Genomic DNA, 18,227 nt, shown 5'->3' with positions numbered 1-18,227 from the left:
CCGACTATCAAGTATCAAAAAAGCCGCTCGTACCTTATGTTTTTTAACAGAACTCAGAGTACGAGCGGCTTTTTGTTTATTCATTTCTAGATTTGTTTTGCAGATGCTCCAGCTGATGCTGAATTTCTCGAATATCTTTGCGCATCGGAATAATATGCGCGACCCGAATCCAAGCCTCTACCGCAAGTGCAGTCATGATGATGGCACCCGCGACCATTGGCAGCCACATGTCCGTCAACACCATGCCTAATAGTGTAAGTGCAAGACCAAAGGTAAAAAGATAACTTTGGCTTTGTGGAGTAATACCCATATAACGCGTCAACATAATCATGCCCTCGTGTTCTTAACTCACAAGATTAAAATATCATGACAAGTATGACAGTTATATGTCCATTCGCTCGATAACCCCCACAATACTGTAAGAGTATGACCTACAACACATTACTCCACTGATTGAGTATAATAAGACTCAATACCAGCTGTTAATAGAAAGCCGCAGCGATAGCTAAACCCACGAATAACAAGGCTGTGATCTTACGAATCAGATCAAGAGGCATCTTATCCGCAGAGAGCTTACCGATGATCACCACAGGCACATTCGCCAGCAGCATACCGATCGTAGTACCCAGAATCACCCACGTTAATGCATCAGAATATTGAGCCCCTAGAATAGAGGTTGCGATCTGGGTTTTATCACCGATCTCAGCAATAAAGAACGCGATGAAACTGGCGACAAACGGGCCTCGGTTTGATATCTGCTCATCGTCATCCAACTTATCCGGAATCAGAATCCAGCCTGCCATCGCAATGAAACTGACCACCAGCACCCATTTAAGAACTTCGGGAGATAAATAATCGGCGACCACAACCCCGAGCCATGCAGCAAGAGCATGATTGGCAATGGTGGCAAAGAAGATAGCCGCGATGATAGGTATCGGCTTGCGATATCGACTGGCTAATAAAAGAGATAGCAACTGAGTCTTATCACCGATCTCGGCTAAGGCGACAGTTGTAATTGAAATTGCTAAAACGCTCACGACATGCTCATTTGGGACGGAGATTATTATATTTAACCAAAGACAAACCTCGCGCCCCATCCCGGTTCACGATGCTTGTCTAAGGTCTTGCTAAGCGCCACCAAGGTGGTGGTTGCCTCGAACGCCATGATGATTTTGCATCAATTATGTTGACGGACGAACTCATTCAATAGGATATGAATAAGTAAGCTACTCCCCAAAGACCGCGAGATTCTAATCACCTACGTACTCAAAAACAAGTGTCAAACTTATCAAAATATCCACTTGTACCGAAAAACAAACATTAAAGGCAAAAAAATCCACTAAACGACATTTTAGACCACTAATTAAACAAGATTACCCCTACTCGCTTTACGAATATCTCGGTATACTCAGAGGTTATTTTTATCACTCATTTAAAAGAATCGCGCGAACCTGACTATGCAAAAATACGATATCAAAACCTTCCAGGGAATGATCCTCGCGCTGCAGGATTACTGGGCACAAAACGGTTGTACCATTGTTCAACCACTAGATATGGAAGTAGGTGCTGGCACCTCTCACCCAATGACATGTCTACGTGCACTTGGCCCAGAGCCAATGTCTACAGCTTACGTACAACCTTCACGTCGTCCTACTGATGGCCGTTACGGTGAAAACCCTAACCGTCTGCAGCACTACTACCAATTCCAAGTAGCGCTAAAACCATCGCCAGACAATATCCAAGAGTTGTACCTAGGCTCACTAGAGGTTCTTGGTGTTGACCCACTTGTTCACGACATTCGCTTCGTTGAAGATAACTGGGAAAACCCAACACTAGGCGCATGGGGCCTTGGTTGGGAAGTATGGCTAAACGGCATGGAAGTCACTCAGTTTACTTACTTTCAACAGGTTGGCGGACTTGAGTGTAAACCTGTTACCGGCGAGATCACTTACGGTATCGAGCGTCTAGCAATGTACATCCAGGAAGTAGACTCAGTTTACGACCTAGTATGGAACGTAGCACCAGACGGTTCTAACGTGACTTACGGTGACATCTTCCACCAAAACGAAGTTGAGCAATCAACGTACAACTTCGAGCACGCAGACGTAGATTTCCTATTCACTTTCTTCGACCAGTGCGAAAAAGAGTGTAAAGAATTACTTGAGCTTGAGAAGCCACTGCCGCTTCCAGCTTACGAGCGCATTCTAAAAGCAGGTCACGCATTCAACATCCTTGATGCGCGCAAAGCTATCTCTGTAACAGAGCGTCAACGTTACATCCTTCGTATCCGCAACCTGACTAAAGCTGTTGCAGAGGCGTACTACGCGTCACGAGAAGCGCTTGGCTTCCCGATGTGTAAAAAGACAAACGAGGAGAAGTAATCATGGCGAAGAATTTTCTAATTGAACTGGGTACGGAAGAGCTTCCACCAACGGCACTTCGTTCTCTAGCAGAAGCCTTTGCTGCTAACTTTGAAGCGGGTCTTAAAACAGCTGAGCTTTCTCACGAAGGCGTGAAATGGTATGCAGCACCTCGCCGCCTTGCACTTAAAGTAACAGCACTGGCTGAAGGCCAAGCGGACAAAGTGGTTGAAAAGCGTGGCCCTGCAATCTCAGTAGCATTCGATGCGGAAGGCAACGCAACGAAAGCGGCACAAGGCTGGGCTCGCGGTAACGGTATCACTGTTGAACAAGCTGACCGTCTGAAAACAGACAAAGGCGAGTGGCTTCTTTTCAAACAAGAAGTAGCTGGCAAACCAGTTCAAGAATTGGTGATGGACATCGCTGCGAAAGCACTGGCTGGCCTACCAATTCCTAAAGCAATGCGCTGGGGTAACTCAGACATTCAATTTATCCGTCCAGTAAAAACACTGACAGTACTACTAGGTGATGAGCTTGTTGAAGGCGAAATCCTAGGCGTAGCATCTGCTCGTACTATCCGTGGCCACCGTTTCATGGGCGAACAAGAGTTCACAATCGACTCTGCTGACCAATACCCTGCGATCCTAGAAGAGCGCGGTAAAGTAATGGCGGATTACGAAGTGCGTAAAGCGATCATCCTTGCTGACTCTCAAAAAGCGGCAGCAGCGGTTGGCGGTAAAGCTGACCTAGAAGATGACCTTGTTGAAGAAGTAACGTCTCTGGTTGAATGGCCAGTAGTACTTACAGCGAAGTTTGAAGAAGAGTTCCTAAAAGTACCTTCTGAAGCTTTGGTTTACACCATGAAAGGTGACCAAAAGTACTTCCCTGTTTACGACGAAAACAAGAAGCTACTTCCTAACTTTATCTTCGTATCAAACATCGAGTCTAAAGAGCCTCGTCACGTTATCGAAGGTAACGAGAAAGTGGTACGTCCACGTCTTGCTGATGCTGAGTTCTTCTTCAACACAGACCGTAAGCGTCCGCTGATCGACCGTCTTCCCGAGCTAGACCAAGCTATCTTCCAGAAGCAGCTTGGTACTATTAAGGACAAAACAGACCGCATCACAGAACTTGCTGGCTACATCGCTGAGCAAATCGATGCTGACGTTGAGAAGTCTAAGCGCGCAGGCCTACTGGCTAAGTGTGACCTAATGACATCTATGGTATTCGAATTCACGGATACACAAGGTGTAATGGGCATGCACTACGCGACTCACGATGGTGAAGACGAGCAAGTTGCACTGGCACTTTACGAGCAGTACATGCCTCGTTTCGCTGGTGACGACCTACCAAGCACGGGGATCTCTTCAGCAGTTGCAATGGCAGACAAGCTAGACACTATCGTAGGTATCTTCGGTATTGGCCAAGCACCAAAAGGTTCTGACCCATTCGCTCTACGTCGTGCATCACTAGGTGTACTACGTATCATCGTTGAAAACGGCTACAACCTAGACTTAACGGATCTGATCGGTAAAGCGAAAGAGCTACTAGGCGACAAGCTGACTAACGACAACGTAGAAGCTGACGTTATCGACTTCATGCTAGGTCGTTTCCGCGCATGGTACCAAGATGCTGGTTTCAGCGTTGATATCATTCAAGCGGTACTAGCACGTCGTCCAACTAAGCCAGCTGACTTTGACCAACGTGTTAAAGCGGTTTCTCACTTCCGTGAACTGGAAGCAGCAGAAGCACTAGCAGCGGCGAACAAGCGTGTAGGTAACATCCTTGCGAAATTCGATGGCGAGCTACCAGCTGAAATTGACCTAACTCTTCTTCAAGAAGACGCAGAGAAAGCACTGGCTGAAAACGTTGAAGTAATGACAGAAGCACTAGAACCCGCATTCGCAACAGGCAACTACCAAGAAGCCCTAAGCAAGCTGGCTGATCTACGTGAACCTGTTGATGCATTCTTCGATAACGTAATGGTTATGGCTGATGACGAAGCGCTTAAGAAGAACCGTCTAACGCTACTGAACAACCTACGTAACCTGTTCCTACAGATTGCTGACATCTCTCTACTGCAAAATAAGCACGAGTGAGACAGTTACTCTAAGTCATACTCTGAGTAATTAACAGTAAACACCCAAAGGGAAGCGAAAGCTTCCCTTTTTGTTTTTGTGAACCAAGCATTTGTTTGTAGAGGTCTTATTGGTTAACTGAATGAAATAGCACTCAGACTGTAGAGGGCATTGTTTGCTATAACTGACCTGTTTATTCAGGGGAAGGGAACAATGAAAAAAACAGTACTCGCGCTTTCAATGCTCGCACTCAGCGCATGCAGCCAAACCAGTGACAACAACCTATTACTGACAATTGATAACGACACTGTCGTATTCGAATCATCCGGTAAAGGCACTGTTATTGCTGAACAGGAACTAGCTAAAGGTAGCTATACCTTCTCTATCAGCGACACGCAAAATACCTGTGGCACCAACTATGCGCTGGCTGAAGAAAACCGCATCAAATTCAATAAACCCCTTCGCCTAGACGACTGCGCCGAGAAGTCTGAAATAGATATCAAGGTCTTTCGCGCTAGCACCTACCAGTTTACGCTCAACCCACAAACCAATGAGCTGACGGTTCAAATAAAACCGAAGCAACAACAAGTACAAAGCTTTGCTTGTCCGGTTCCTAGTGACGAGCCAACCACCATCGACGTTGCTCAAACCTTTGATGATGGCACCGTGGTAAGAGACGCTCTTTCAGGCAAACAAGTCACAGTAACGAATGGCAGCGTCACCATGCAGCCTGCAGAAAACAGCCAAGGTGTTCTGCTGCTTGAGAAAGTAGAACCAGAAACCAAAGCTGACTTTAGTTGGGATAACGCCACGGTTTACTTCGTAATGACCGACCGTTTCCATAATGGTAATCCTGATAACGACAACAGTTATAGTCGCAGCCAAGGTGGACAAGACGAAATCGGTACCTTCCACGGTGGTGACTTGGCAGGCTTAACCGAAAAACTCGACTACATAGAATCACTCGGTGCTAATGCTATCTGGATAACGTCTCCGTTAGAGCAAATCCACGGCTGGGTTGGCGGCGGTGATCGCGGTGACTTCAAACACTACGGCTACCACGGCTACTACCATCAAGACTGGACCAAGCTCGATGACAACATGGGCACCGAAGACGAGCTGAAAAACTTCATCGATACCGCGCACAGTAAAGGCATTCGCGTTGTTTGGGATGTGGTAATGAACCACACGGGCTATGCAACGCTTGCCGACATGCAGGAGTTTGATTTTGGTAAGCTCAACCTAACTGACGAAGAAGCCAAACAAACACTTGGCGAAAACTGGACAGATTGGCAACCCGCTAAAGGTCAGAACTGGCACTACTTCAACAACTACATCTCTTACAGCGACAAAGAAGCGTGGGAAAAATGGTGGGGAAAAGTTTGGCTACGCAGCGATATCGGCGCCTATGACTCTCCGGGTTACAATAACCTCACCATGTCTTTGGCGCACCTGCCCGATTTCAAAACAGAATCGACAGAGACAACCGGACTGCCTAACTTCTATCGCAACAAGTCCACCAGCGCGACCGATGAACTCAAAACCCCTCGTGACCACCTCATCACTTGGCTATCAGATTGGGTGCGCGAATATGGTGTCGATGGTTTCAGAGTCGATACCGCTAAACACGTTGAACTCGAAGCATGGGCAGAACTGAAAGAGAGCACCAACCAAGCACTAGCTGAGTGGAAGCAGAACAACCCAGACAAGGCCTTGGATGACTTACCTTTCTGGATGACAGGCGAAGTATGGGCACACAGCGTGGTCAAATCAGACTATTTTGCTAACGGCTTTGATTCGATCATCAATTTTGAATTCCAGAGCGATATCGCACCTAAGGCGCTTAAATGCCTATCCGATCTCGATGCTGATTATCTTCGTTATGCAGAGAAGATCAACAACGACAGCGAATTCAACGTTCTGAGTTACCTATCGTCTCACGACACCTCGCTATTCTGGACACAGCACGGCAGCGACTTTGCCAAACAGACCAAGGCAGCAAACGCATTGATGCTGGCTCCGGGGGCGGTGCAGATCTATTACGGCGACGAAATTGCACGAGACTTTGGCCCAACAGGTTCCGACCCTATGCAAGGCACACGCTCAGACATGCCTTGGGATCAAATCACTGGCGAACGTGCAGAGTTGCTAGAACACTGGCAAGCGTTTGGCCAATTCCGCCAACGCCACCCAGCCGTTGCGCAAGGCAAGCACATCATCCGTAACAGCAAGGGCTACTATGCGTTCGAACGCCAATACCAAGACGACAAGGTGTTGGTTGTCTATACAGGTTCGAAATAAACGTTCATTGAAGTAAACCGTAGAAACTCAAAGGAGGAGCTTAGGCTTCTCCTTTTTTTTTATCACTAAAGGTACGTTCAGTAAGCAAGCTGTCACTCATTAACCAAACTTTATAGAAGTTTTTTACGTGTTAGAGCATTTGGCGCTATGCGTCGCAAAAACATTGCGGTATGTTCAAGGAATACACTGATGGCAGGCATAAGGTCTGCCTTAATCACACATAACAAGCAATCACAATGAATTAGGTAAAATAAGTAATGCAGTTCTCTAAGTTTGGCGAAAAGTTTAATCGATACTCTGGAATCACTCGTTTAATGGATGATTTGAATGATGGCCTGCGCACTCCTGGCGCAATCATGCTCGGTGGTGGCAACCCAGCCGCTATCCCAGCCATGCTCGATTACTTTAACCAAGCCAGTGCCGATATGCTCGCCAGTGGAGAACTCATCGCCGCCCTCGCCAACTACGATGGTCCGCAGGGCAAAGACAGCTTCATCAAGTCGTTAGCGGCAATGCTGAAAGAGACCTATGGTTGGGACATCAGCGAAAAGAACATCAGCCTGACTAATGGCAGTCAAAGTGGCTTCTTCTACCTATTCAACCTGCTAGCAGGCCAACAGCCTGATGGCTCGCACAAGAAAATCCTACTGCCGATCGCACCGGAATACATCGGCTACGGCGACGCGGGTATTGATGATGATATCTTTATCTCTTACCACCCAGAGATCGAGTTACTAGAGAACCGCCAGTTCAAATACCACGTCGATTTTGAACAACTCAAGGTTGATGACTCGGTCGCGGCTATCTGCGCTTCTCGCCCTACCAATCCTACGGGTAACGTACTGACCGATGAGGAAGTGCGTAAGTTGGACAAACTCGCGAGAGAGAACAATATCCCACTGCTGATCGATAACGCTTACGGCCTGCCATTTCCAAACATCATCTTTGAAGATGTGGAACCATTCTGGAACGAAAATACGATTCTGTGTATGAGCTTGTCTAAGCTTGGTTTGCCAGGTGTGCGTTGCGGTATCGTGATTGCGAGTGAAGAAGTAACGCAAGCGCTAACCAACATGAATGGCATTATCAGCCTAGCACCAAGTAGTGTTGGTCCTGCGATTGCTAACCACATGATTGAGAAGGGTGATCTACTACGTTTAAGCAGCGAAGTGATTAAGCCTTTCTACAAAGAGAAATCTCTACGCGCGGTTGAGCTGTTGCAAGACGCTATCGACGATCCACGCTTTCGTATCCACAAACCTGAAGGCGCTATCTTCTTATGGCTATGGTTTGATGAACTGCCTATCACCACAATGGAACTGTACAACCGCCTCAAAGCCCGTGGCGTTCTGATTGTTCCGGGTGAATACTTCTTTATCGGTCAAGAAGATGAGTGGGATCATGCTCACCAGTGCTTACGTATGAACTACGTGCAAGATGATGAGGCGATGCAGAAAGGCATTGCTATCATTGCTGAAGAAGTGAAAAAGGCTTACTCAGAGCAGTAATAAGAGCTTTTGGCTTACGGCAGGTCAAATACAAAAAGAGCACCGACCTTCTTCAAGGTACTGGTGCTCTTTCACTTCTACTTCCCGATATTTTTAGCTCTATGGAGCTAACAGTAATTAACCTTCTAGTAGGCTATTACCATTGATAGCAATCTTACGAGGTTGCATCGCTTCTGGGATTTCGCGTTCTAGGTCGATGTGAAGAAGACCATTTTCCATGCTTGCACCTACCACTTTTACGTAGTCAGCCAGTTGGAATTTACGCTCGAAATCGCGCTCTGCAATACCTTGATATACGAAGGTTTTCTCTGCTTCTGCTTTACGCTCACCTTTCACAATTAGCATGTTCTCTTTTTGAGTCAGATCTAATTGGTCATCAGCAAAACCAGCAACGGCCATAGTAATACGGTAGTTGTTCTCGTCTTTTTGCTCGATGTTGTATGGAGGGTAACCGCCAGAAGAGTTCTTCGATGAGTTCGCTTCCATCATGTTGAATAGACGATCAAAGCCGATTGCGTTGCGGTAAAGTGGAGTGAAATCTACAGTTCTCATAATGCTATCCTTTTAGTAAGCAATAGTCTTAGCTGCGAATTTTACTTGGATCAAACCTGTGTGGGACCCAGTAAACAGCTAAGAGATTCAATTCGCATTCCTCGGGTTTCACCTCTATTGGCGACAACGCTGGGACATGACAATGAATCAATTTTTAAGTTGTGTGCTGCCAAAGTTATCCTCTATTGAGCGATACTCTAGCAACGGTTATGAAGGTTCTGTTTCTTCTCTTGTAGAGCAAGACAGTCATCCTCTTCACAACTAGATATGTGGATTGAACAAAATAGTTTCAAGGGATTATTTTCAATTATTTTCCAAAATCATTATTTTTCAAATGCTTAAAAAACAAAAAAGACCGCCATTTCGGGCAGTCTTTTAAATAATATATTTAGTTTTTTGAGACGAAGCTATTTCGTTTTAGTTCAAGGAAGAGGCGCGGAGCATACGAATGTATGTGAGCACCTCTGACACAGAAATTAAGCGAAAGAGCGAAGTATCAAAGATACTAAACGTCTAGGTTAGCTACCTTCAATGCATTCTCTTCGATGAAGTTACGACGCGGCTCAACTTGATCACCCATCAGCGTAGTAAACAACAGATCTGCGCCAACCGCATCTTCGATCGTTACTTGCATCATACGACGACTTTCAGGATCCATTGTGGTCTCCCAAAGCTGATCTGGGTTCATCTCACCTAGACCTTTGTATCGTTGCAGGCTTAAACCACGACGAGACTCTTTAACCAACCAGTTCACTGCTTCAACAAAACTCGTTACCGCTTGAGTTCGCTCACCACGTTTAATATAAGCACCTTCTTCAATCAAACCATCAAGCGCTTCAGATAAATCCGATAATTTACTAAATTCTTTCGAGTTGATTAGGTCAATACTTAACAAATGCTCATGAGTTACACCGTGTGTACGCACGACAATCTTAGGAACACTTATTCCTAGGTCTTCGTGCTTTTCAACCTCAAGATTGTATTGGCTAGCACCCGTTTCTTTCGCGTTGAGCTGCTCTACAAGCTGCTTACCCCAAGCTTCAACAGCCACTTCATCATGACACTGCTCAGCGGTTAAGCGTGGCATATAAATCAATTCATGGATAAGTGCACGTGGGTAACGGCGACTCATACGATCAACAAGCTTAATACCGGCATTGTATTGCAGAACAAGCTTCTCTAATCCTTCACCAGCAAACGCTGGTGCTTCAGAGTTCACATGCAATGCTGCGTTGTCTAAAGCTAAAGATACTTGATACTGATTCATTGCATCTTCATCTTTGATGTATTGCTCTTGCTTACCTTTTTTCACTTTGAAAAGTGGTGGCTGAGCAATATAGATGTAACCACGTTCTATCAGTTCCGGCATTTGACGGTAGAAGAACGTCAAGAGCAATGTACGTATGTGAGAACCATCGACATCGGCATCGGTCATGATGATGATGTTGTGGTAACGCAGTTTGTCTGGGTTGTATTCGTCGCGGCCAATACCACAACCAAGGGCTGTGATTAGCGTTGCAACTTCTTGTGAAGACAACATTTTGTCGAAACGTGCTTTCTCTACGTTAAGGATTTTACCTTTAAGCGGTAAAATTGCTTGGTTCTTACGATTACGCCCCTGCTTAGCTGAACCGCCAGCAGAGTCTCCTTCCACAATGTATAGTTCAGACAGTGCAGGATCTTTTTCCTGACAGTCAGCAAGTTTACCTGGAAGACCCGCTAAATCTAATGCACCTTTACGACGTGTCATCTCACGAGCTTTACGCGCTGCATCACGAGCACGTGCTGCATCGATAATTTTCGAACAAACAATTTTCGCTTCACCTGGGTTCTCAATCAGGAACTCAGATAGTTTCTCACCCATTGTAGATTCAACTGCAGACTTCACTTCAGAAGAAACCAGCTTATCTTTGGTTTGGCTTGAAAACTTAGGATCCGGCACTTTCACTGAAACAATCGCCGTCAAACCTTCACGAGCATCATCACCGGATGTTGAAGTCTTCGCTTTCTTAGAGAAGCCTTCTTTATCCATAAAACTATTTAAAGTACGGGTCAGTGCTGAACGGAAACCCGCTAAGTGAGCACCACCATCACGCTGAGGGATATTATTGGTGAAACAGTAAATGTTTTCTTGGTAACCATCGTTCCACTGCATCGCAACTTCGACGGTAATGCCATCATCACGTTCAGAATCGAAGTGAAAGATCTTTTGAATAATTGGGGTCTTGTTGGTATTAAGATGTTCAACAAACGCTTGAATGCCGCCTTCATATTCGAAGTGATCCATTTTGTCTTCTTCACGCTCATCAATCAGCCTGATTGATACACCCGAATTCAAGAATGACAGTTCACGTAGACGCTTAGCTAAGATGTCGTAATGGTACTCAATATTGGTGAATGTTTCTTCACTTGGCCAGAAACGAATCTCCGTTCCGGTTCTATCCGTATCACCTACAATAGCAAGTGGTGCCTGAGGTTCACCATGGTTATATGTTTGAGTGTGAATTTTTCCACCACGGTGGATAGTAAGAGTAACTTGCTTAGAAAGTGCGTTTACTACTGAAACACCAACACCGTGCAGACCACCAGATACTTTGTACGAGTTATCATCAAACTTACCACCAGCATGAAGAACCGTCATGATAACTTCTGCAGCAGACACATTCTCTTCTGAGTGTAATTCTGTTGGAATACCACGGCCGTCATCGCGAACCGACACAGAGCTATCTTCATGGATAGTTACAATGATGTCATTACAGTGACCAGCTAGCGCTTCATCAATAGAGTTATCTACCACCTCAAAAACCATGTGGTGCAGACCGGTACCATCATCCGTGTCGCCAATGTACATTCCAGGACGCTTACGTACCGCATCCAGACCCTTCAGTACTTTAATACTCGATGAATCGTAATTATCTGACATAGTTACTCTCTGACTAATTATCCTTGCTCTATTTTGCCATGTTCCACATGAAACATCCTGCTATTTTCATCATGCATATCTGCAATCTGATCAGCGGTAATAGAGCTTACAAAAACTTGAGCCTCGGTCGCCTTTAAGCACTCAGCAAGACGTGCGCGGCGTTGGCTATCTAATTCGGAAGCAAAGTCATCTATTAAATAGATACATTGCTTTCCTGTCATTTGAGTGAGGTGTTGCCCTTGTGCTACTCGCAACGCGCACACCATCAACTTCAACTGACCTCGTGACAAGACATCTTCCACTGGAGTGCCGTTCACTTTTATCTTTAGATCTGCTTTGTTTGGCCCACTAAATGTGTAACCAAGCTGCTGATCCCTTTCAAAATTCTTCTCTAGTATCTCAGCGTATGGCGTGTCTTTTTCCCAGCCACGATAATAGTTAATCTTTATCTCAAACTCTGGCAAGAAGGTCGCACAGATCTCTTCGGCGACTTCTTTAAGTTGCTCAACATAGGAGGCACGCCAATGACTGATGTTTTCAGCTAAACGGGCCAGTTCTTGATCCCAATAGCTCAGCTCTCGATAATGCGTGGCTGTTTTCAATAATGCGTTTCGCTGTTTATTGAGCCGCTTTACCCTGCCCCAAGCATCATAAAAACCTGACTCACTGTGGAAAACTCCCCAATCAATGAATGCACGGCGATGTTTAGGTCCATCCGTCAGTAAATCAAACCCTTCCGGGTGAATCAACTGCAAAGGTAAGACTTGCGCTAACTGAGCCAACTTTTGTCCGGTTTGGCCGCTTATTTTAACCTCTGTCGAGCCATCACGCTGCTTATTAATGCCAATTGGCAGCTCAAATTGGTCCGAGGTCATAAAACGGCCATGTACAAACAGTTCACTGCACTCGTTTTGGATAATACGACCAGTTAGAGAACTTTTGAATGAGCGACCGTGCCCGAGCAGATAGACCGCTTCAAGGACACTGGTTTTGCCGCTTCCGTTAGCCCCTATAAGAAAGTTAAAGCCTGATGACGGTTGAATGTCACAGGCTTCAATATTTCTAAACTGCTTAACGATTAAGCGCGATAAAGGCATAGCGTCTTCATATTAATCTTCAATCACGACACAGTAGGTAAACGTTGTTGGTCAGTAAGCATGGTTGATTCACAAACAACGCTTATAAACGAATTGGCATAACAACGTACATCGCGCTGTCATCTTGCGCATTCTCAATCAAAGCACTCGCATTGGCATCTGACATTGATATACGAACCTGTTCACAACGCAGTGTGTTCAGCACATCCAATACGTAGCTTACGTTGAAGCCAATTTCTAGCGCGTCACCGTAGAAGGTGACGTCTAACACCTCTTCGGCTTCTTCTTGTTCTGGGTTGTTCGCGGTAATACGCATCTCGCTATCGACAAGGTTAACGCGAACACCACGGAATTTTTCATTCGACAGAATCGCCGCGCGAGAAAACGCTGAACGTAACTCATCGCAGCCGGCTTCTAATGTCTTGGTGGTATTCTGCGGCATTACGCGGCGATAATCAGGGAAACGACCATCAACAAGCTTAGAAGTGAATACATAGTTGTTCACTTCAGCGCGTACATTAGAGTTACCAATTTGCAGCGTTACAGGCTGTTCAGGTGCATCCAACAGCTTGACTAGCTCTTGAACACCTTTACGTGGAACAATGATCTGCTTCTGAGCAAAATCGGCACCCAATTGTGCTTGAGATACCGCCATACGGTGACCATCAGTCGCCACACTGCGCAGGATCGAACCTTCAATCTCGAACAACATACCGTTGAGGTAGTAACGAACGTCTTGGTTCGCCATTGAGAATTGTGTTTTCTCGATAAGACCGCGCAATTCAGCTTGTGTCACAGACACTTCAACTTCACTGCTCCAGTCTTCTATGTTTGGGAAGTCTGCCGCAGGTAATGTTGCTAATGAGAAGCGGCTACGACCAGAGCGAACCTGAATACGGTCACCATCCAATACCACAGTGATCACTGAGCTGTCTGGCAATCCACGGCAGATATCTAGGAATTTACGTGAAGGTACGGTAATGCTGCCCGCTTCGAAATCACCTTCAAGCGTTACACGGCTGATCAGTTCAACTTCTAGATCCGTCGCTGTCATCGACAACACGTTATCTTCTACTTTAATCAGTAGGTTCCCTAGAATTGGAAGCGTTGGCCTGCCACCGAGTGCGCCAGATACTTGTTGTAATGGCTTAATCAGATGACTACGTTCAATGGTAAATTTCATATCTTGCTCTTACGGTCTAAATGGCACTGCGTAATAGTACGTGGCCAAGATTCGGCTTATTAAGGTTAAGAATACTGTGTATTAAGAAGAAAGGGTACGAATCAAGTTCGAATAATCTTCTTTAATGTCGTGGCTCTCTTCACGCAGCTGAGCAATCTTACGACAAGCATGCAGTACCGTCGTGTGGTCACGACCACCGAATGCATCGCCAATCTCAGGCAAACTGTGGTTAGTCAGCTCTTTAGCCAGTGCCATCGCCAATTGACGTGGACGAGCAACAGAACGAGAACGACGCTTAGACAATAGATCAGCGACTTTGATTTTGTAGTACTCGGCTACTGTCTTTTGAATGTTATCAATAGTGACCAGCTTTTCTTGCAGTGCAAGTAGGTCACGCAGTGCTTCACGCACGAAATCGATCGTGATCGGGCGGCCAGTGAAGTTTGCATTCGCAATAACACGGTTCAATGCGCCTTCTAGCTCACGAACGTTAGAGCGTAAACGCTTAGCAATAAAGAATGCCACTTCATCCGCAAGGTGAATTTGGTGGTCTTCTGCTTTCTTCATCAAGATCGCAACACGAGTCTCAAGCTCTGGTGGCTCAATCGCAACCGTCAAACCCCAACCGAAGCGAGATTTTAGACGATCCTCAACCCCGTTGATCTCTTTTGGATAACGGTCAGACGTTAGGATGATCTGTTGGTTACCTTCAAGCAGCGCATTAAAAGTATGGAAGAACTCTTCTTGAGAGCGCTCTTTATTGGCGAAGAATTGGATATCATCGATAAGCAGCGCATCAACACTGCGGTAGTAGCGCTTAAATTCTTCAATCGCGTTATTTTGTAGCGCCTTTACCATGTCCTGAACAAAGCGCTCAGAGTGCATGTACACCACTTTAGCGTTTGGTTTGTTATCAACAATGGCGTTACCTACAGCATGCAACAAGTGCGTTTTACCTAAACCAGTACCACCATATAAAAACAATGGGTTATAGGCCGTTCCTGGATTATCTGAAACCTGACGTGCCGCCGCTAAACCCAATTGGTTTGATTTACCCTCAACAAAGTTATTGAACATATGTTTTGGGTTTACGTTTGAACGGTGATTCAAGTCAACCGCGACAGGCTCTTCATCACGCCAGATATTATGGACAGGCTTACGAGCTTGTAACTGCGCAGGTGCTGACGATTCAGCAGCTACATCAGCAGCTGTACGCGTCCTAGCAGGGGCGATAGTCTCAGGTTTTGAAGCAGTGGCTCGTTTACTTCCAATCTCAAAATGAAGATGCGGAATATCATGACCGCAATGTTCTCGCAGCAAACGGGTAATGCTATTTAGATACTTATCGCGAACCCAATCAAGTACAAACCGGTTCGGTGCAAATAGAGTTAGAGTATTGTCATTGAGCTCCGCTTGTAGCGGACGAACCCACATACTGAATTCTGTAGCTGGTAACTCTTCTTGAAGCTGTTGCAAACACTGCAACCAAAGCGAAGATGACACGGTGCCCCACTCTATTTAAGTTATGTGAAATGACCGTTGATTTTACCTGTTGATAAGTAAGATCGCCAGTGATTGATCACAAATTCAGTGAATAAGATCCAAGTTATTCACAGTAAATTGGGTAAAAAGAGTTAGATCCACACACCTTGCCCCTAATTTACTCACACAATGATCTACTTATGCCCGGATCCTTGCGAGTTATCCCCAAATTAGAATACGATATAGTTATGGTTAATAACATCTGGTTATTTATTCTATTGAGCCATTTCACAGTAACATCCAATCCCATAAATATAAGGAGTTACCAAATGAATAACTGGGTTAAGGCTGCAATTGCGGCTATCGCACTCTCTGCTGCTACTGTTCAAGCTGCGACTGAAGTTAAAGTCGGCATGTCTGGTCGCTACTTCCCGTTCACTTTCGTTAAACAAGACCAGCTACAAGGTTTTGAAGTGGATTTATGGGATGAGATTGGTAAACGTAACGACTACAAGATCGAATACGTGACTGCAAACTTTTCAGGTCTGTTCGGTCTTCTTGAAACAGGTCGAATTGATACGATCTCAAACCAAATTACAATGACGGATGCACGTAAAGCGAAATATCTATTCGCAGACCCATACGTAGTAGATGGCGCACAGATTACCGTTCGTAAAGGTAACGACAGCATCAAAGGCATCGAAGACTTACATGGCAAGACGGTTGCGGTAAACCTGGGTTCAAACTTCGAACAACTGCTTCGTAGCTATGACAAAGATGGCAAAATCAATGTAAAAACCTACGATACAGGTATTGAACATGATGTAGCACTCGGCCGTGCCGATGCATTCGTAATGGATCGCCTTTCAGCACTAGAGCTTATTAAGAAGACAGGTCTACCATTGCAGCTAGCAGGTCAGCCATTCGAAACCATTGAAAACGCTTGGCCTTTCGTTGACAACGACAAGGGTAAAAAACTGCAAGCTGAAGTAAACCAAGCATTAGCAACAATGCGCGCCGATGGCACGCTAGAAGGTATCTCTCAGAAATGGTTTGGGGCGGATATTACCCAAAAGTAATAACTCACTCGTTCCATTTAAGGCCCACTGCTTTATACAGCGGTGGGCTTTTTGTTTTTGTATTACTGATTAAAAGCCTGATATAACAGTATTTCCAAATAGAACAACACTTCCAATAAAAATATGAGATAGATTATGGGATTTGATTTTAATTACATGCTAGAGCTGCTGCCAATACTGCTGAAGTATCTTGGCACGACCATGGAGATGGCAACTTGGGGTTTGTTCTTTGCTCTGATTCTCTCTTTGATACTGGCAAACATTCGTGTATTCAAAATCCCAGTACTCGATCAGTTGAGCCAACTGTACATCAGCTTCTTTCGCGGCACCCCACTGCTAGTACAGTTATTTCTTCTTTATTACGGCTTACCACAAGTGTTCCCGTGGATGGTTGGTCTAGATGCCTTCAGCGCAGCCGTCATAGGCTTAACTCTGCACTTTGCCGCCTACATGGCAGAAAGTATTCGTGCCGCGATTATCGGTATTGACCGTAGTCAAATGGAAGCCAGCCTATCTGTGGGCATGACAACCAGTCAAGCGATGCGTCGAATCATCTTACCTCAAGCAACCCGCGTCGCATTGCCGTCATTGATGAACTACTTCATTGACATGATTAAGTCGACTTCGCTTGCTTTCACTTTAGGTGTCGCTGAAATCATGGCTAAAGCTCAGATGGAAGCCTCTTCAAGTTTTCGCTTCTTCGAAGCTTTCTTAGCGGTAGCGCTGATTTATTGGGGCGTGGTGGTTATCCTTACTCGTATTCAAATTTGGGCCGAAGTGAAACTGAATAAGGCGTACGTACGATGATCAAATTACAAAATATCCACAAACAATTTGGTGACACTGAAGTATTGAAAGGGATCGACCTAGAAATCAAGCAAGGCGAGATCATTGTCATCATAGGTTCAAGTGGTACTGGTAAATCTACCTTACTGCGTTGTGTTAATTTTCTAGAGCAAGCCGATCAAGGTACGATTTCGATCGATGATATCAAGGTGGATGTTCAGAAATATACCAAATCAGAGGTGCTTGCACTGCGTCGTAAGACGGGGTTTGTGTTCCAAAATTATGCGCTATTTGCTCACCAAACCGCGAGGCAGAACATTGCTGAAGGTTTGATTACTGTTCGAGGTTGGAAAAGTAAACAAGCCCATGAAAAAGCGCAACAAATACTCGATGACATTGGTTTAGGTGACAGATCGGACAGTTACCCAGCAGCGCTCTCTGGCGGCCAGCAGCAACGGGTTGGTATTGGCCGAGCGATGGCACTTCAGCCAGAACTTTTGTTGTTTGATGAACCTACATCAGCGCTTGATCCTGAGTGGGTTGGCGAAGTACTTAACCTAATGAAAAAATTAGCAAATCAGCATCAAACCATGCTGGTGGTTACCCATGAAATGCAGTTCGCGAGAGAGGTCGCAGATAGAGTGATCTTCATGGCTGATGGCCACATTGTCGAACAGGGATCTCCACAGGATATTTTTGGTAATCCACAGGATCCTAAATTAAAGAAATTCTTAAACAAGGTTGGGATCGACTAAGGATCCTTGTGATTTTAGTTATTCTACGTATAATCCCCCGACCGGAATTTTAGTTAACCCAATCATTGACACTTTTTGTGACAGTGATTACAATTCCGCCTCTTTGTTGAGAGGCGTCGGTTT

Annotated in this window: 14 protein-coding genes and 1 riboswitch; of the genes, 7 read left to right on the top strand and 7 right to left on the bottom strand. The window is 45.3% G+C overall.

Annotated elements, in window-relative coordinates:
* Window positions 1-76: 76 nt before the first annotated feature.
* Entirely contained in the window at window positions 77-331 is a 255-nt protein-coding gene (locus WR49_RS17495) for a hypothetical protein (protein WP_016767550.1), read from the bottom strand.
* A gap of 151 nt (window positions 332-482) precedes the next feature.
* Entirely contained in the window at window positions 483-1,037 is a 555-nt protein-coding gene (locus WR49_RS17490) for a TMEM165/GDT1 family protein (RefSeq protein ID WP_017055491.1), read from the bottom strand.
* A 34-nt stretch (window positions 1,038-1,071) separates the two neighbouring features.
* Window positions 1,072-1,247: riboswitch (yybP-ykoY riboswitch) on the bottom strand.
* A gap of 210 nt (window positions 1,248-1,457) precedes the next feature.
* On the opposite strand from WR49_RS17490, the gene glyQ reads away from it, so the two are divergent.
* From glyQ to WR49_RS17470, 4 genes are all read left to right on the top strand, one after another.
* Window positions 1,458-2,381, top strand: coding sequence for a glycine--tRNA ligase subunit alpha (gene glyQ, locus WR49_RS17485; protein ID WP_046224867.1), 924 nt, complete (start codon window positions 1,458-1,460; stop codon window positions 2,379-2,381).
* A 2-nt stretch (window positions 2,382-2,383) separates the two neighbouring features.
* Window positions 2,384-4,459, top strand: a complete 2,076-nt coding sequence (glyS, locus tag WR49_RS17480) for a glycine--tRNA ligase subunit beta (protein WP_046224866.1) — start codon at window positions 2,384-2,386, stop codon at window positions 4,457-4,459.
* Between the two features lie 192 nt (window positions 4,460-4,651).
* On the top strand, window positions 4,652-6,739 hold the full coding sequence (locus tag WR49_RS17475; RefSeq protein WP_046224865.1) for an alpha-amylase: 2,088 nt from the start codon (window positions 4,652-4,654) through the stop codon (window positions 6,737-6,739).
* Between the two features lie 257 nt (window positions 6,740-6,996).
* Entirely contained in the window at window positions 6,997-8,247 is a 1,251-nt protein-coding gene (locus WR49_RS17470) for a valine--pyruvate transaminase (protein ID WP_046224864.1), read from the top strand.
* Between the two features lie 117 nt (window positions 8,248-8,364).
* Here the strand turns inward: WR49_RS17470 and WR49_RS17465 are convergent, their stop codons facing one another.
* From WR49_RS17465 to dnaA, 5 genes are all read right to left on the bottom strand, one after another.
* On the bottom strand, window positions 8,365-8,799 hold the full coding sequence (locus WR49_RS17465; RefSeq protein WP_017055486.1) for an Hsp20 family protein: 435 nt from the start codon (window positions 8,797-8,799) through the stop codon (window positions 8,365-8,367).
* Window positions 8,800-9,304: 505 nt separating this feature from the next.
* Entirely contained in the window at window positions 9,305-11,722 is a 2,418-nt protein-coding gene (gyrB, locus tag WR49_RS17460; protein ID WP_017055485.1) for a DNA topoisomerase (ATP-hydrolyzing) subunit B, read from the bottom strand.
* 17 nt (window positions 11,723-11,739) lie between these two features.
* Window positions 11,740-12,819, bottom strand: coding sequence for a DNA replication/repair protein RecF (recF, locus tag WR49_RS17455; RefSeq protein WP_046224863.1), 1,080 nt, complete (start codon window positions 12,817-12,819; stop codon window positions 11,740-11,742).
* 82 nt (window positions 12,820-12,901) lie between these two features.
* Window positions 12,902-14,002 carry a DNA polymerase III subunit beta gene (dnaN, locus tag WR49_RS17450; RefSeq protein WP_046224862.1) on the bottom strand — a complete coding sequence of 367 codons (1,101 nt, stop codon included), beginning with the start codon at window positions 14,000-14,002 and terminating at the stop codon, window positions 12,902-12,904.
* An 81-nt stretch (window positions 14,003-14,083) separates the two neighbouring features.
* A complete protein-coding gene (gene dnaA, locus WR49_RS17445; protein WP_046224861.1) occupies window positions 14,084-15,505 on the bottom strand; it encodes a chromosomal replication initiator protein DnaA in 1,422 nt (473 codons plus the stop codon).
* Between the two features lie 308 nt (window positions 15,506-15,813).
* Between dnaA and WR49_RS17440 the strand changes: the two genes are divergently transcribed.
* The 3 genes from WR49_RS17440 to WR49_RS17430 all read left to right on the top strand — a co-directional run bounded on the left by WR49_RS17440 (window position 15,814) and on the right by WR49_RS17430 (window position 18,104).
* Complete coding sequence (locus tag WR49_RS17440) at window positions 15,814-16,563, top strand: amino acid ABC transporter substrate-binding protein (protein ID WP_017055481.1); 750 nt, start codon at window positions 15,814-15,816, stop codon at window positions 16,561-16,563.
* Between the two features lie 135 nt (window positions 16,564-16,698).
* Window positions 16,699-17,370, top strand: a complete 672-nt coding sequence (locus tag WR49_RS17435; protein ID WP_017055480.1) for an amino acid ABC transporter permease — start codon at window positions 16,699-16,701, stop codon at window positions 17,368-17,370.
* A complete protein-coding gene (locus WR49_RS17430; RefSeq protein ID WP_046224860.1) occupies window positions 17,367-18,104 on the top strand; it encodes an amino acid ABC transporter ATP-binding protein in 738 nt (245 codons plus the stop codon). The genes WR49_RS17435 and WR49_RS17430 overlap by 4 nt, the downstream gene beginning before the upstream one ends.
* The last annotated feature ends 123 nt before the right edge of the window (window positions 18,105-18,227 follow it).

This window comes from Vibrio sp. ECSMB14106 (assembly GCF_000972265.1).
Classification (GTDB): domain Bacteria; phylum Pseudomonadota; class Gammaproteobacteria; order Enterobacterales; family Vibrionaceae; genus Vibrio; species Vibrio kanaloae.
The sequence above is the reverse complement of the archived record's forward strand: the minus strand, read 5'-3'. Positions and strand labels throughout refer to the sequence as shown.